The organism is Desulfosporosinus lacus DSM 15449 (assembly GCF_900129935.1).
GTDB classification, from domain to species: Bacteria; Bacillota; Desulfitobacteriia; order Desulfitobacteriales; family Desulfitobacteriaceae; genus Desulfosporosinus; species Desulfosporosinus lacus.
On the sequence record NZ_FQXJ01000010.1, the window covers coordinates 121,216 to 136,417 of the forward strand.

The window sequence follows — 15,202 nt, forward strand, 5'->3', positions numbered from 1 at the left end:
GGATTTTTAATAGCATTATCATCTCACACATACAAGTCTTTAAACCATACAAAATCTTGTGTAATAGACTCAATATATTGTCAGATAACTCGCTTTAAAATTATGTCTTTGGAAATTAGTACTCAGGTCATTTCTTTTCTTGTTCTTTTAAGGCGGCCAATTCTTCTGAATATGATCTTTCAGCGATCTTATGCCAAAGTTCAGCGCCTTTAATACCACATCTCTCTGGAACAAAAATCGGATCTAAGCCTAACTTCATCTGTGCTTCGTAGTCTTTTAAAGTAGCAAGACCGGGTTTTGTCAACAGTATGATGACGATAACATTGAACCAGGCCATGGCACCAACACCTGCGGAACCAAAATTCCAAACAACGTCAGCCGACATAATTGTACTGATGAAAACCATAAAAACGATCCCAACCCTTGAAGCTGTGATAGCCATTTTGTAACCGTTGCCGTTACTGTTGTTTCTAAAGAGATAACCAACATTAGAATCTGTGTAAAAAGCATAAGCCAAAACAGTTGTAAAGGTAAAGAAACCCAAGGCAATGGCTACGAAGCCGCCGCCAACCCCTGGAATAAATGTATTAACAGCTGATTGCGTAAAGTTCCCTGAAGCCACCCCCGGAAGAAATTCTGAAATGAATCCGCCGGCTGGATTAGCAACATTAAATGCATTTGTTGAAAGTATCATGATGGCTGTCGCAGTACATACAAACAAAGTGTCAACATAAACTGAGAAAGCTTGAACAAGGCCTTGTTTTGCAGGATGTGATACTTCGGCAGCACCTGCAGCCTGAGCGCCTGTACCTTGACCCGCTTCATTAGAGAAAATGCCCCTCTTAACACCCCAGCTAATTGCTAATCCGAATACCGCACCATAGACTGAGTTCATGTTAAATGCAGAACTGAAGATTAGGCCGAAAACATATGGGATCTTAGAAAAGTTAGCAATCAACATAATTAATGCCAGAGCCACGTAAGCGATGGCCATGAATGGAACGATCATTCCAGCTACTTTAGCGATTCTCTTGCCGCCGCCAAATATGATAAATCCAAGTAACCCTGAATATAGAACAGCAATAAATATTGGGTCTATACCGAAAGAAGCTTTTGCCGCAATAGCAAAGGAATTGGATTGAATCCCTGGAAGCAGGATGCCGCAAGATACCAAGGTAAGAATTGCAAAGGCAGCTCCTAAGCGCCTACTGCCTAAACCTTTTTCAATGTAGTAAGCGGGACCGCCGCGATACTCACCATGAATCTCTTGTTTCCACACCTGCGCTAACGCAGCTTCAATATAAGCTGAGCCCGCACCAAGGAAGGCTATCGCCCACATCCAGAAAACCGCACCAGGACCCCCGAAGAAGATAGCACTTGCAACACCTGTAATGTTACCGGTACCTACACGTCCGCCCAGAGCCATTGCAAAACCCTGGAAGGACGAAACACCGTTTATGGAACTTTTACCCCTAAAAAGCAGTCTAACCATGTCCTTGACCAAGCGCACCTGTGGAAATTTCATAAGCACTGAGAAATAAATACCGGCTGCCAAGCATAGGTAAATCATGACTTTACCCCAGAAGAAGTTATCTACACTGGTTGACAAAGCTAGTAAATCCATTAAGCAACCTCCTGTAGTTTTTTATTAATATGCTGTCATGTATAGCCAAACGGCCGTTTTGATTACACAAAACCAGCATAAACTAAAACATAAATTCAGATTGGCTTTTGCAATTTCATTCCATTCCTAGCTGGGTTACGTTATAATAAATTGGAACCACCTCTAATCAACTTAATTATCTCATAATTCAGAAATTTTGCTATTTAAATCCATGCTCAATCATCTGATAATATTGTCCTATAATTTAGTAAGCCTTATCAGAATATTGCACTTGAGTACAAATATTTTATACTGAACTCCATAAGTAAGTGGGCATGAGTATCCTTCAACTCATCGTTATTAACTGATTTTGAGGATGGTAATAGCATGTATAAAGTATTACTGGTTGATGATGAGGAATTAGAGCGCAAGATTTTATGGTTAACCTTACAAAACTCCAACCTTCCTATCACAATATTAGGAGAAGCTGGCAACGGACGAGAAGCCTTAGAAAAGGTCCATCTCACACGCCCTGATTTGATTATCATGGATATTAAAATGCCTGGAATTGATGGTATAGAAGCAACCCGACAAATTAAGGCACTTTACCCTGCCACAGAAGTCATTATTTTAACAGCCTACGGTAAATTCTCTTATTCTCAACAGGCTATAAGAGCTCAAGCCACAGATTATTTACTCAAACCAATTCAACCACACCAACTAATTGAGGCTGTAAAACTTGCTTTAGAGAGGCTTTCCCACAAAAAGTTTCAATCCTGCCCTGTCATGGATTTGACAATCCTAGAAGAGCAACTAAAGACAAGAAATCTTAAGGAGAGCAAACGTCAATTGACGTTACTTCTTGAACTTCTTGCAACTTCAAATCCTATTCCACTAGCCCCTCTTCTAAATTCTTTCGCCTTACGAATCATGGTCATCGTAACACAATCAGTCTTTTCTGCGGGTGCTGATCCCGCCAAGGTAACTTCATTTGAAAATGACCTTGCTCAAGATTTGCGCCATGTCTCGTCCCTTGAAGACCTGAAATCTTGGGGAGAAACAATGTTGGAAAAATGTATCGGTTTATTAAGCTTAAATCAACAGTTTGATCAAGGCCAGCTCTTAGTGCGCAAAGCTATGGACTATGTAGAATTAAACTATGCTAATAATATTTCACTAAATATGGTGGCAGCATATGTCCACGTCAGTCCAGCATATCTAAGTCGGATCTTTAATAAGAAAACAGGCGGAAGTTTAACAGACTATCTGGCCCAAATACGGCTCAAAAAGGCCAAACAACAATTGCGCCTGACAGTTGCAACCATTGACCAAATTGCCGCCGCTAACGGTTTTAATTCCAGCAGTTATTTTTCCACTATTTTTAAGAAAAACGAAGGTGTTACTCCGTCCGAGTACCGAGCGAATCATACGATTTAATAATAGGGATCAGCTTAGCATAAATAAATAGGGACTTAACACTAATTAAAGCGTTAAGTCCCTATTATTACTTTCATCAACTGCTTAAATATTTAGTCTGGCAACTTAGAAAGGGCTTTTTTGTTGCAGACAATTACTAAAATATCTCTTTCCTCAACTACTTCATTTGCGCCTGGGGCAATGACAATCTCCTCTCGGCCTTTTTTAATCGCCACCACATTAATTTTATAAACCGCCCGCAAATTTAGTTTCCCTATTGATTTATTGACGAACTGGGCAGGAGCAATTATTTCGAAAATGCTGTAGTCTAAGGACAATTCTATGAAATCCATAACATTGGTTCTAATTAGATTGTTGGCCAGGCGAATCCCCATATCTTGTTCTGGATAAACAATTTTATCTGCCCCAATTTTCTCTAATACCTTTCCATGTTGGACCGACTGGGCCTTAGCGACAACATAGGGGATTCCCATTTCTTTGAGCATCAAGGTGATTAATATATTGGCTTCAAGATCATCTCCGATTGCTACAATCGCCACATCTACATTCCGCACCCCTAATCCTCGGAGCGTCTCTTCCTCACGTGCATCAGCCTGCACTGCTTGGGTCACATCCTGCATGATGGCCTGAACAGCATGTTCGTTTTTATCTAAGGCAAGGACTTCGTGACCTAAGGCAGTGAGGGTCTTGGCGACACTCGTTCCGAATCGTCCTAAGCCAATTACTACAAATTGTTTGCGCACTTATTTCTCCTCCTAACCAATTAATATTCGTTCATCCGGATACTTAACGTGGGCTGCTTGTTTATCTCTTTTCTGGGAAAGTACAAACGCCAAGGTTAGCGGTCCCAACCGCCCTATAAACATCGTTAAAATAATCGCCATTTTACCAACCTCGGAAAGAGTCGGCGTGATTCCTAAAGAAAGGCCCACTGTACCAAAGGCAGATGTTACTTCGAAAAGAACGGTCATTAAATCTGAGTTTTCAGTGTGTGAAAGAATCGATAATATTAAGAAAATCAAAAATGCGGCTGAAGTCGTAACTGCCCAAGCTTTTCGAATAACATCCTTAGGTAAAGTCCGTCCCTCTAAAACAACATGAGGATCACTGCGATAGGTACTTAAGACAGATAAAATGATGGATATAAACGTTGTTGTTTTAATTCCTCCGCCCGTTCCTCCAGGAGAGGCTCCAATAAACATGAGCACAATCATTGAGAGTAACGTTGTGTCATACATACCCGCCAGATTGATGGTGTTAAATCCTGCTGTCCGAGGAGAAACCGATTGAAAGAAGGCCGCCAGAACCTTTGTCCCTAAAGGGAGTGGCCCTAAGGTCTTTGGATTAGTAAATTCCATGATGAAAATAAATACTGCCCCTAAAAGAATAAGGACTCCGGAAACCTGAAGGACAATTTTTGTATGAAGTCTAAACTTTTTCCGGTGTGCCAATAGTTCTGCCATAACAATAAAGCCCAATCCTCCGCAAATAATTAAAAGCATGATCGTAATATTAACGATGGGATCCCCGACGTAAGCAGTAAGACTAGAATAATTACCCATAAGATCAAAACCCGCGTTATTAAACGCTGAAATGGAATGAAAGACACCATAATAAAGCGCTTTACTCCAACCAAAATCAGGATACCAGCGTAAGGTTAGAATGAGGGCACCAATCGCTTCTATAGCAAAGGAAATCTGCAGGACATGCTTAGTCAATCGAACGATCCCCTCGACTGAAACTTGGTTTAGCGCCTCTTGCAACAACAATCGTTCCTTAAGGGTGATTTTTTTCCCTAGAATCATGGCAAACAGAGTAGCAAAGGTCATAAAACCGAGTCCACCTACTTGAATCAACAAAAGAATGACCCCTTGCCCAAAGAGCGTGAATGTCGTCGCTGTATCCACAACCACTAAACCTGTAACACAAACCGCCGAGGTTGCTGTAAAGACAGCATTCAAAAAAGGTAAGCCCAATCCATCCTGAGTGGCTTGAGGCAAGGTCAGCAATAACGCCCCAAACATAATAAGAACAGCAAATCCCGAAACTAATACTCGAGATGGTGACATGATTTTTCCTAAAGCGTTCAATCCCTTTTCCCTCCAAGTGAGTCTGCATTACAACAATCGATATCCTACCCCGGGTTCGGTAATAATATGCCGTGGGCGGGATGGGTCACGTTCCAGCTTTCGCCTTATTTGTCCAATATAAACCCGCAAATACTGTACTTCCTTCTCATAGGACGGCCCCCATACTGTGCGAAGTAAATAACTGTGAGTGATAACTTTTCCGGCATTAATCGCTAGATTTTTCACGATTTCATATTCCGTTAAAGTAAGCTTAATCTCTTGATCATCCCTTGAAACCCGCCGATGTACTAAATCAAGGGTTAAGTCTTCAAAATGCAAAATAGGCTGCTCCTCTACACCAATAGTATGGCGCATTGCCGCTCGGATTCTTGCTAACAATTCACCCATGCCAAAGGGTTTCGTCACATAGTCATCCGCTCCCCAGTCTAAGGCCGTAATTTTATCACCCTCTTGTTCCTTGACCGAAAGAATGATAATTGGCACTTTAGTCCATTCTCGCAACTGACGCACGACGTCTAACCCATCAATATCCGGTAACCCTATATCAAGGATTACTAAGTCCGGGCTGAACATTGCGACTGCATCAAGACCTTCTCTACCCGTCTTAGCGTCTTTTACAACATATCCGTGACTGGTTAAGGCCACCCGCAAAAATCGCCGGATCTGTGTATCATCATCAACAATCAAAATTCTTTGACCTTTATTTTCCATCTTGCTCTCCTTTATTCATCTCAGGAACAACACCGAGAAATTGGTCAGTTATTGGTAAGGTGAATGTAATTGTCACGCCACCCAGTTTATTGTTTTCGGCCCAAATCTCACCGCCATGAGCTTCAATAAGTCCTTTACAAATTGCCAACCCGAGCCCCGTTCCACTCACTTGCAGAGGGGAACTAAGTCGATAAAACTTATCAAAGACCTTGCTTAAATCCGCTTCAGGAATGCTATGGCCCCGATTAGCGACTACAATCTCTAACTGCTTTCCTTGTTGCCGAATCGCTATCATTATTTTGCTAGCGGCTTCGGAGTACTTAAGTGCATTATCCAGCAGGTTGATCAACACTTGCTCTATCAAAATCCCATCTGCTTGCACCAAAGGTAAGCCTTCCTGGATATCAATGTCTAAAGGCCGTCGAGTTAAGGCGTCTCCAAGCCTATTAATCGCCACTCCAATGATATCTTGAAGATCGCACCATTCTTTATTTAATCGAAGCATACCACTTTCCAGCCGTGCCATATCTAATAAGTTACTAATAAATCGATTCATTCGCTCTGCCCCATGCAGAATTGTTTTCAGCAACTCCTTGCGGACCTCAGGACTATAGACGACATTTCGATCTTCTAGAAGTCCGGTGACGGCCCCAATAATGGAGGCGAGAGGTGTCCGTAAATCATGAGAAATTGAATTAAAAAGGGCCGTGCGTAAACGTTCAGACTCTACTAAGGAAAGGGACTCTCTGGCTTGTTCCGCTAATTTAACTCGATTGATAGCCATGGCAGCTAATCCCGTAAAGGCTTCTAATAAGCGGATTCGCTCAGGGTCAAAATGTTCTTTACGTTCATTGCTATAAATCCCAAGAACTCCTTGGGTTCCCTGTTCTGTACTCAGTGGCAAATACAGGGCCTTAGCAGTGCCGAAGGTCTCCGTTCCTATGCCCGCTTTTTGTCCCCTTTCATAGACCCAGGCGGCAACTGAAAGTTCACTGTTATCTAAGAAACTCTTAAGTCCAGAGTCTTTTCTCAGCACCAATTGAGCCTTTTCATTAGGTAAAAGCAACATGACTTGCCCCTCCAAGGTTTTGGAGATATTACTAACAATACAATCTAACACTGCATCCAGGTTATCGACTGCTGCGATATCTCGACTTAGAGAATATAGTGCTGAAATGCTGCTCTCGCGCTGCCGTGAATAATTCACTTGTTTTCTCAACCGATCTGATAGAGTTCCGGTAATAAAACCAACTAACATAAAAATAGCAAAGCTGATTAAATACCGGAGATCAGCAACCGTAAATTTAAATATGGGAGGAACAAAAAAAAGATCAAAGGCAATCGTTCCTATTAACCCAGTGGCGATAGCGGGAAGAGTTCCCCAGCGGGCCGCACTAATTAGAATAGGGAGTATATAGGCTAAAGAAATATTAACCAGTCCTAAAAATGGACTTACTAAGCTAAAAAATAGCGTCATTACCATCACCATCAAGCTAGAAACCAGATAAGGAAGGATTTTTGGAGAAGCCCATCGTTGGGTATTAGTTCCTGCTTCTTCCCCATTCTTCACTTCCTGAACTTGAGCTGGTCCTGTCTCTTGTTGGCTTCCAGGGATAACATGAATACTAATACCCTGACTTTGCCGAATCACTTTGTCCACGACCGACCCATTAATTATCTCCCAAAAACGCGTATGCTCAGGTTTTCCAATAATAATCTGTGAAACATTGTGTTTTCTAGCTGTCTCTAAGATAGCTTCTGCGACACTGTCTCCAGTCATTCCAATAATTTCTGCTCCCAGTTCCTCTGCCAAGCGAAGATTTTTAGCCATTGAATCTTTCTCAGCCTCACTGCCGGGAAACCGTCGCAGAGTTTCCACGTGCACAGCAAATAATTCTCCTTGTACCTTCTCTGTCATTCTTTTTGCAATCCGAATCACCTGAGCTGAGAAGGGGCTGGCACTTATACAAACCAAAATCTTTTCTCCCGTTGGCCATGGTCCATTAATTCCATGGACTCGCCTATAGGATTCTAGCTGGCGATCCACTCGTTGAGCTGTATAGCGAAGGGCTAACTCCCTCAGAGCGTTGATATTACCAGGACGAAAGAAGTTTTTGAAACCTTCTGTTTCTCGGTCGGGAACATGCACCTTGCCATCTTTTAACCTTTGAATTAACTCCTCGGGCGGGATATCAATCAGCTGAATTTGGGACGCCGTTTCTAGGACTTGGTCGGGAACTGTCTCCCGCACAGTAACTCCAGTAATTTGGGTTACTATATCGTTGAGTGTCTCTAAGTCCTGAATATTCAAGGTCGCGTAAACGTTGATCCCCGCTGACAATAATTCTTTGACATCCATGTATCGTTTTCTGTGCCGCGATCCTTCTACATTAGAGTGGGCAAGTTCATCAATCAAGACAAGTTGAGGACTACGTGTCAAGACTGCATCCAAATCCATTTCTCGAAGAATCTTACCCCTATGGTCTTGAGATCTCCAGGGAATGACGGTTAAACCTTTGAGCATCCCCTCGGTATCCCCTCTGCCATGAGTTTCTACTAAACCCACAACCACATCTATACCTTCCGACAATCTGCCTAAGGCCGCTTCTAGCATCGCATAAGTTTTCCCGACCCCTGACGCAGCACCTAAGAAAATCGTTAGTTTTCCCTTTGCCATTACATCACCCTTAATTTATTCGTACATCTCTATTGTCTAACAAACCCAATCTTTAATACTGAATATAAGCCTTATTATAAATCTATTATCCATATAAAAGTCATAAAGAATTAAGAAAGGACCATAAAGAAAATATAAATATTTATATCCCATTCCGGGTAATGCGTATTGACGATGCAAGACAGGCCACGTTCCCTGACCAGCCTCCTGATAAGGTTGATAATCATAAAACTGATTCCTAAAGTCCAGAGGTGACTCCGGTTCATCGAGAACCAGCACCTTAGGGTCACTCGCTAGCGCCCTGGCAGTGAACTCGTTCAACTAAAGTTGAACATCGAGACTTCGGTGACGATAGTCTCCGGTGGAGATTATCGCCGAAAGCGCACGGCCCGTAACGAATACAATTGCCCTGAGGGTAGACTTACTCAGAAGGAGCAGATCCACATACGAGTACTTTCGCGACGAAGGGTGGAGTCTACCCCCACCGAAGCAGAGTACGGGGTCCTACTCCCACTTGCCACTCCATGCAAAAAGCCTCTCAACCGATTGGTCAAGAAGCTTAAAATACTGATCAAAATTTGCTCACCACCACTAATACCTCATCTTGCAAAGACTCACTAACAAACCAAGGTTTGTTCTACCGCGCCCATCACAATTGCCTTAGGCACTACCACCTGCATACCCCGGGAAGTATGATCAGTCTGAATGTTATTTCCGTATATTGCACAAAGGTTAAAATCTGTTAAAACCTCAAGCGTTGGCCCTTGGCAAACTAGACGCCCCTGTTGCATTAGAACAATTTCATCACAGTAATAAACAGCTAGATTCGGGTCATGTAAAGTGATAAGCATAGTGATGCCATGTTGCTTAGCTAATTGTCGCATTAGACTCATCATGTGATGTTGATTAGAAAAATCCAGATGAGAGTTGGGTTCATCTAAAAGCATATAAGGTGTATCCTGAAAAAGAGCCCTTGCCAATAGTACCAATTGCTGTTCTCCACCAGAAATGCCATTATAATCGTGATCCAGTAAATGTTCTATCCCGATTTGTTTAAAAACCCCTTTGGCCCGTTGCCTTGCTGCTTCCCCAGGCGCAGACCAAAGATTCAAACGAGCCGCCTCTCCCATCAATACCACCTCTAGACAAGGATAATTAAAAGGAGCACTAGTGCTCTGAGGCACAACACTAACCATTCGGGCAATCTCCACCCTTGAAAGGCGCGCTATATCCTGTCCCCGGAGATACACCTGCCCTTGGGTAGGTGTGATTAGCGCATTTAGGCAGCGCAGCAAGGTGGTTTTTCCCGATCCGTTTCTACCCAATAAGGCGCATATCTTGCCTTCCTCTATACGCATGCTGACGTCTCGCAAAATGGGCTTCAAGGCATAACCAGCTTCTAAATTTCGGACTTCAATACTCATTTTCCAAGCCATTCCTTTCTTTGGCGCAAGACCAGATATCCCAAGAACGGCGCTCCCAAAAGTGATGTTACAATGCTGATGGGTATCTCCGAACTAAACAGAGAGCGGGCAAGTGTATCCATCAAAAGCATCAGTGAAGCGCCTAGTAAAGCCGAAGTAAAGATCAGACGCCGATGTTCTGAACCGACCAAAGATCGGGCGATGTGGGGCACGACCAAGCCGATCCACCCAACGACTCCACAGGCAGAGACGGAAATGGCTACCATTAAGGTGGTAATGGCTATATAAATAATCCGCCATTTAACCACGTCCACACCTAAGGAAAGTGCCTGTTCATCGTCCTGGGACATGATATTCAAACGCCAACTAAAGGCAGCTATCAAAGCAGTGCCAATCATGGTGACTAGGAAAACGCTCCATACTGAGTCCCAGGTTGCCGTCTGAAAACTTCCCATGAGCCAAAAGACGATTTGCGCTAGCATGTCGTAAGTATTCGTTAAATATTTCAGAATAGAAACCCCCGCTTGGAAAACTGCCGAGACGATGATACCGCCTAAGATCAAAACTGCAGTAGAACGATCACGGCTTTTAACCGCTAGTACGTGTACGCAAAATACCGCTGCCACCCCAAACAGAAAGGACGAAAATTTTACAGCAAGGCTTAAAGGAGGAAAAAACATCAAAGCTAACACCGCCCCGAAACTCGCTCCAGCTGTTACTCCCAGAAGATCTGGCGAGGCCAAGGGATTGCGGAAAAGCGCCTGAAACACTGCCCCAGAAACTGCCAGGGCGCTTCCCACTGTGAAAGCTAGGACGATCCGTGGCAAGCGGATTTGCCAAAACACACTTTGCGCTTCGGGGGATGGAGGAACCATCCCCCCTCCTAACCCTATCTTGATCAATAGTATCTGCACCATCTCCAATGGAGAAATAGCATAACGCCCTGCACAAATTGCTATTAAGATGCATACTACCGGAAAAGTCAGTGTCAGGAGTAAAGCTTTTTTTTTCATAAATATTTGCTCCTTGTCAAGCGTTCCGGCACTACTCAGTATACCTGTCAAATCACCAACTAGAGTTTTCCTCCCAAGTCCGTATAGGTGTTGCCCATATAATTCTTGTAATAGTCATCAGTGAACTCCTTAAGATCAATGTTCGTAAACTTATCCCCATGCATGGTGCTAGCCAGCCACTGGATTCCCAAGACGCTTTGAGGAGCGGGAAAATCCCACCAACCGAGGTTAGATGGAAATATATAAACTTTTTTATTTTTGATAGCACTTACAGACGCCAAAGCAGGATTATTCAACACATCATTTACGCCGTAAATCCCTTTGGTCGAGCCCAGAAAAATATAATCGGGATTCCATTTTACCAGTTGTTCGGGAGATATTTCCGCCCAAAGGCCCACGGCATCTTTGGCTACATTAACGCCCCCCGCAGTCTCAATCATGCTGTTGGCCGCCATATCCTTGGTTGCAGCAGTATAAATGCTCTTAGGCCCAGCCATCAGCACCTTGGGTTTCTGGTCAGCAGGTAAATCTTTTAAACGATCCTTAATATTACTAACAGTATTTTGGCAATAGCTTACATACGCTTCAGCCTGTTGATCAGCACCTAGGATTTTGCCCATCAATTTAACCGCTTGATAGCTTTCATCCAGGGTTTCTCCTTTTAATGCTACAACTTTGGCACCAGCATTGGTAAACTGCTTTATTAAAGCTTGATCAAAATCAGCGTAGACAAAGAGCAACTGAGTCTTTAAAGCAAGTACTTCCTCCACCGAACCATCATTTTTGAACGCAGGCAGCGCTGCATATTTGGGATCAAGCTTCGACTTGCCTTTGCCCGTCTCGCCCATTAGCCCCTGATGTACCATCTTATCTTGCTTCCCTAGGGCATACACCAAATGCCCCATGTACTTTGATGTAGCGATGCGCTGCAGATTTTCAGGTATTTCCACCTGCCGCCCCAGCATATCGGTGATGACCAATTTTTCTTTCTGGGGCACCTGTGAATTTTCCACTACAGGCTTGGACCCTTGACTACATCCCGTTAACACTAACGACAATATTAGAATCGATAGCAAAACATATCTTTTCATCCAAATTCCTCCTTTTGTTATTCTATTTCTTCCATAGCTACCTCGAAAATCTCGTAGTCTGGCAACCCCCAAAACGCTTTTAGATCTAACTCTCGAACGCCTGAAATAGATAACCGCCGATTTCCTTTAATCCAGATACTATGTTTAATAAAAGATGAACAAAACTCGAATCTTGCAGGATTTGCAAGTCTTGCCCTACAAATCCCTTGAATAGCATCGGCCAAGCAGGTAGAACCGTAGACTTGAACCTGCACATCTGGAGATTTTATATATCCCAGCAGTTTATCCGCAATTAGCGCCATCCGAACGGCAAGCAATAGATCCGGGCATGTTTCGCCGTGATGGGTCAGCGCTTGTTTAAGCAAGGTCTTCTGAAGAGCGTTTGCACTAAGAGGGGATATTTGTGGTGTTCGCGGTGAAAATACTGTATCATGCTCGAAGTAAGGTTTAATATCAATAACAAGCGTCCCATCAATCGCATCCATATCAGCCACATATAGGGTATACTCCTGAATCCGATCCAACTTAACCAAGGTTAGAGCTACAGGATTAGGGCGAGACGGTGAGCGTAAAGCGAACACTCCGAATCTATGAGACAAAGGATTGACTTTAGATGGTACTGCGGTAGTGACGTCGCGAGGCGCTTGATGAAACCAAGTCAAAATCCATAAGTGAGAGTATTCTTCGATTCTCTCCAGTGCTCCGACATATGGTGAAAATACCCTTATCCCTGCCTGGATTCCATTTGTGGGCATGTCATCACGATTTGTTATCGATGATTCTACTATCCCGATGGGATTAAGTGTAATAGAGTTTTCCACTAAGTACACTCTCCTCTTCAAGCCCTATTATTTAGTAGGCTTAATTTGTGCTAGTAAAGGTTTAGCTTCCTTCGTCTGAAAGAATGATCAGACCGTGACAGCAGTCCTTGAATTTGTAGTATCCTTCTCTTCCGAGCTTGATATTTTGACCATACTACAGCCATGCTGAAATATCGCCATTCCACCTCCACCCTGCCGAACAAAATTCCACACCTTGGAATCAGTAATCACAGAACCAGCTAAAGTGGAAATACCAAATGCGAAAAGCCGAGGAGTTAACGGCGTGCTTGGCCCCACTAGAATCACAGTGCTATTTTTGGAAAGCTCCAAGAGGCGAGGAAGGGTCTTGTTAATCAGCGTAGTCCCCGTGATTAGGACATAATCTTGAAGTGGCAGTAGGTATTCGCAGGCTGGATCTGGAAAGTCTTTATGACCTGGTCGCCGTTCCAAGATAGACAATTCACATATCTCACTCAAGGACTCCAGATCGGGAAAGTGTCCGATCACTGCGACCTTCTTACTAAGGAATAGATGGCGATAATATTCAAAGGCGTTGGATCGTGGATGGCTACTCACAGAACGACCTGTCAGCTGTTTGACCCTTTCTTCAGTATTCAGTGCAGAATTTATTGCGGCAAGAGCTAAGGCCGCCTCGAAGTTGTTCCACGATTTAATATACTGCGCCAGTTCTTGAACACCCATACCTACAATATTACCTGCCATATTGATTGAGCCATGCCCTTCCAAAGGAGTCATAGCAATACCTGTGGCCTTTGATTTTACCAAAATCCAATTAAGCCCCATACAACAATCGCTCACTTTCAAGTCTTTGGGAACTGCATCAATAAGTTCATCATAAATCTCCCACATAAGTATTTATCTCCTTTCAGATATCTTGGTAATAAGGTTTATTTACACATGCTTTGCAAAACGTCTTGCTATCTACAGTTACTTCCCGACGATCTAAAACTATCTCACCACATTTTTCACATACCACATTATGTATTGGCTTTCCCGGCAAATCTTCCGGGAGGATACTGATAAACACTTTCTTCCACATAAACAATTCTTCATCCTTAAAACTCTGCATAAAAACTACAGGGTCTTCACCTGGTTGAGGATAAGCTACAATCTTTGGCGATACCCTTATAGCTTCATTCGCTGCCACGTTAACAAAGGTTGCTGCCATTTTCCCATAATCGACGACCTTTAATCTCCTTCGACCAAGAGTACATCCCGTTACAACACTCACGGCATCCGTCGCGCACCGATCCATTTCTACATACACAATTGAGTCACGAAAACTTAAGGGATCATCTATACCCAAAATTTGCATGCCGAGGCGTGCCATCCTCACCCCCAGTACCATACCCATACAGAGGTGACCATGATAAGCAACAGCTGCTTGGAGATCCTCATCCAAAGAACGCATTCTTTTTTCTCCTTTCAGAATGTCCTTTTTATTTAAATTTTTTCCATCGTCACGCCAATGTCGGAAGGTTTTCCAAAATACATCGAAGTGGTCACAATTGCATCGATGCCTGTCTGAGCGTATTCTTCGATATTGTCTCCATTGATTCCACCCGCTCCAAGTAGGGTAATATTCGGGTTAAGCCGTCTTATTTGATCAACCATGATTCTTAAATCATTGGCAGGAATCTTATCAAATTGTAATCCGTCAACACCTGATTCGATTAAAAGCCGTGCATCTTCAAGCGTTTCCACCTCTACGATAACCTTCTTTTCACAAGCATTTCCTTTAATTTCTTTCATTACCAGGGCCAGCTTATGAATATCGCCAAAGAAATTAACATGTTGTTTGAAGATTAAGATAGTTTCAGATAAGCCTAATCGGTGAGGAAAAGCCCCACCCGCAATAATAGACTTAATGGCAAGCTCCTTGGTTCCCGGAAAGGATTTCCTTGTAGCAACAACAGTAATCTGTGGATTAAGAAATTTAGCCTTATCCACCATCCTTTTCGTTCTTGTTGCAATACCTGAGCTGTATTCAATTATATTCATCGCCATTTTCCAAGCCATATGAAGACTTGATGCTAACCCTTCCGCTTCAATAAATATATCTCCTTTGTTAACAACCGAACCCGACGGCAACCATCGAATCGGCGTAATTCCAAACTTTGCAAAGATCCTTAAAACTTCCTCTACCCCTGATAAAACCGTATATTCTCTCGCAGCAAAACTTATCTTCCCCTTGAATCCACCTATACCAAGGGTCAGTGTTGTTAAATCAATATACGGCACATCCTCTTTGATCCATCGGTCTATTGTTTCATCACCGATATAAAGCATAGTCCCACCTCCATCTTTTTTATGA

Annotated in this window: 13 protein-coding genes; 1 reads left to right on the plus strand and 12 read right to left on the minus strand. The window is 43.1% G+C overall.

The window, feature by feature from the left end:
* Positions 1–127: 127 nt before the first annotated feature.
* Positions 128–1,624, minus strand: coding sequence for an alanine/glycine:cation symporter family protein (locus BUB11_RS14900; RefSeq protein ID WP_073030554.1), 1,497 nt, complete (start codon positions 1,622–1,624; stop codon positions 128–130).
* A 366-nt stretch (positions 1,625–1,990) separates the two neighbouring features.
* On the opposite strand from BUB11_RS14900, the gene BUB11_RS14905 reads away from it, so the two are divergent.
* Entirely contained in the window at positions 1,991–3,040 is a 1,050-nt protein-coding gene (locus BUB11_RS14905; protein ID WP_073030555.1) for a response regulator transcription factor, read from the plus strand.
* Positions 3,041–3,132: 92 nt separating this feature from the next.
* Here the strand turns inward: BUB11_RS14905 and BUB11_RS14910 are convergent, their stop codons facing one another.
* From BUB11_RS14910 to modD, 11 genes are all read right to left on the minus strand, one after another.
* On the minus strand, positions 3,133–3,783 hold the full coding sequence (locus BUB11_RS14910) for a potassium channel family protein (RefSeq protein WP_073030556.1): 651 nt from the start codon (positions 3,781–3,783) through the stop codon (positions 3,133–3,135).
* A gap of 12 nt (positions 3,784–3,795) precedes the next feature.
* Positions 3,796–5,130, minus strand: a complete 1,335-nt coding sequence (locus BUB11_RS14915; RefSeq protein ID WP_143187624.1) for a TrkH family potassium uptake protein — start codon at positions 5,128–5,130, stop codon at positions 3,796–3,798.
* Positions 5,131–5,157: 27 nt separating this feature from the next.
* Positions 5,158–5,841, minus strand: a complete 684-nt coding sequence (locus BUB11_RS14920; RefSeq protein WP_073030557.1) for a response regulator — start codon at positions 5,839–5,841, stop codon at positions 5,158–5,160.
* Entirely contained in the window at positions 5,831–8,518 is a 2,688-nt protein-coding gene (locus BUB11_RS14925; protein ID WP_073030558.1) for a sensor histidine kinase, read from the minus strand. Before BUB11_RS14925 ends, BUB11_RS14920 begins: the two co-directional genes overlap by 11 nt.
* Positions 8,519–9,135: 617 nt before the next feature.
* Positions 9,136–9,942 (minus strand): ABC transporter ATP-binding protein, encoded by an 807-nt coding sequence (locus BUB11_RS14935; protein ID WP_073030560.1) that lies wholly within the window; start codon positions 9,940–9,942, stop codon positions 9,136–9,138.
* Positions 9,939–10,955 carry a FecCD family ABC transporter permease gene (locus BUB11_RS14940; RefSeq protein WP_073030561.1) on the minus strand — a complete coding sequence of 339 codons (1,017 nt, stop codon included), beginning with the start codon at positions 10,953–10,955 and terminating at the stop codon, positions 9,939–9,941. Before BUB11_RS14940 ends, BUB11_RS14935 begins: the two co-directional genes overlap by 4 nt.
* A 59-nt stretch (positions 10,956–11,014) precedes the next feature.
* Complete coding sequence (locus BUB11_RS14945; protein WP_073030562.1) at positions 11,015–12,046, minus strand: ABC transporter substrate-binding protein; 1,032 nt, start codon at positions 12,044–12,046, stop codon at positions 11,015–11,017.
* A gap of 17 nt (positions 12,047–12,063) precedes the next feature.
* Positions 12,064–12,867, minus strand: coding sequence for a tRNA (N6-threonylcarbamoyladenosine(37)-N6)-methyltransferase TrmO (tsaA, locus tag BUB11_RS14950; RefSeq protein ID WP_073030563.1), 804 nt, complete (start codon positions 12,865–12,867; stop codon positions 12,064–12,066).
* 87 nt (positions 12,868–12,954) lie between these two features.
* Positions 12,955–13,737: a DUF364 domain-containing protein gene (locus BUB11_RS14955; protein ID WP_073030564.1), complete on the minus strand. Its 783-nt coding sequence runs from the start codon at positions 13,735–13,737 to the stop codon at positions 12,955–12,957.
* A gap of 16 nt (positions 13,738–13,753) precedes the next feature.
* Positions 13,754–14,299 carry an FmdE family protein gene (locus tag BUB11_RS14960; RefSeq protein WP_073030565.1) on the minus strand — a complete coding sequence of 182 codons (546 nt, stop codon included), beginning with the start codon at positions 14,297–14,299 and terminating at the stop codon, positions 13,754–13,756.
* Positions 14,300–14,331: 32 nt separating this feature from the next.
* On the minus strand, positions 14,332–15,177 hold the full coding sequence (gene modD / locus BUB11_RS14965) for a ModD protein (protein WP_073030566.1): 846 nt from the start codon (positions 15,175–15,177) through the stop codon (positions 14,332–14,334).
* Positions 15,178–15,202: the final 25 nt, after the last annotated feature.

Excerpts from the sequence above, each read along its gene's own strand:
- BUB11_RS14960 (WP_073030565.1), bottom strand. The coding sequence starts at position 14,299 with ATGCGTTCTTTGGATGAGGATCTCCAAGCAGCTGTTGCTTATCATGGT.
- BUB11_RS14940 (WP_073030561.1), bottom strand. The coding sequence starts at position 10,955 with ATGAAAAAAAAAGCTTTACTCCTGACACTGACTTTTCCGGTAGTATGC.
- BUB11_RS14955 (WP_073030564.1), bottom strand. The coding sequence starts at position 13,737 with ATGTGGGAGATTTATGATGAACTTATTGATGCAGTTCCCAAAGACTTG.
- BUB11_RS14935 (WP_073030560.1), bottom strand. The coding sequence starts at position 9,942 with ATGAGTATTGAAGTCCGAAATTTAGAAGCTGGTTATGCCTTGAAGCCC.
- BUB11_RS14900 (WP_073030554.1), bottom strand. The coding sequence starts at position 1,624 with ATGGATTTACTAGCTTTGTCAACCAGTGTAGATAACTTCTTCTGGGGT.
- BUB11_RS14925 (WP_073030558.1), bottom strand. The coding sequence starts at position 8,518 with ATGGCAAAGGGAAAACTAACGATTTTCTTAGGTGCTGCGTCAGGGGTC.
- modD (WP_073030566.1), bottom strand. The coding sequence starts at position 15,177 with ATGCTTTATATCGGTGATGAAACAATAGACCGATGGATCAAAGAGGAT.
- BUB11_RS14945 (WP_073030562.1), bottom strand. The coding sequence starts at position 12,046 with ATGAAAAGATATGTTTTGCTATCGATTCTAATATTGTCGTTAGTGTTA.
- BUB11_RS14905 (WP_073030555.1), top strand. The coding sequence starts at position 1,991 with ATGTATAAAGTATTACTGGTTGATGATGAGGAATTAGAGCGCAAGATT.
- BUB11_RS14920 (WP_073030557.1), bottom strand. The coding sequence starts at position 5,841 with ATGGAAAATAAAGGTCAAAGAATTTTGATTGTTGATGATGATACACAG.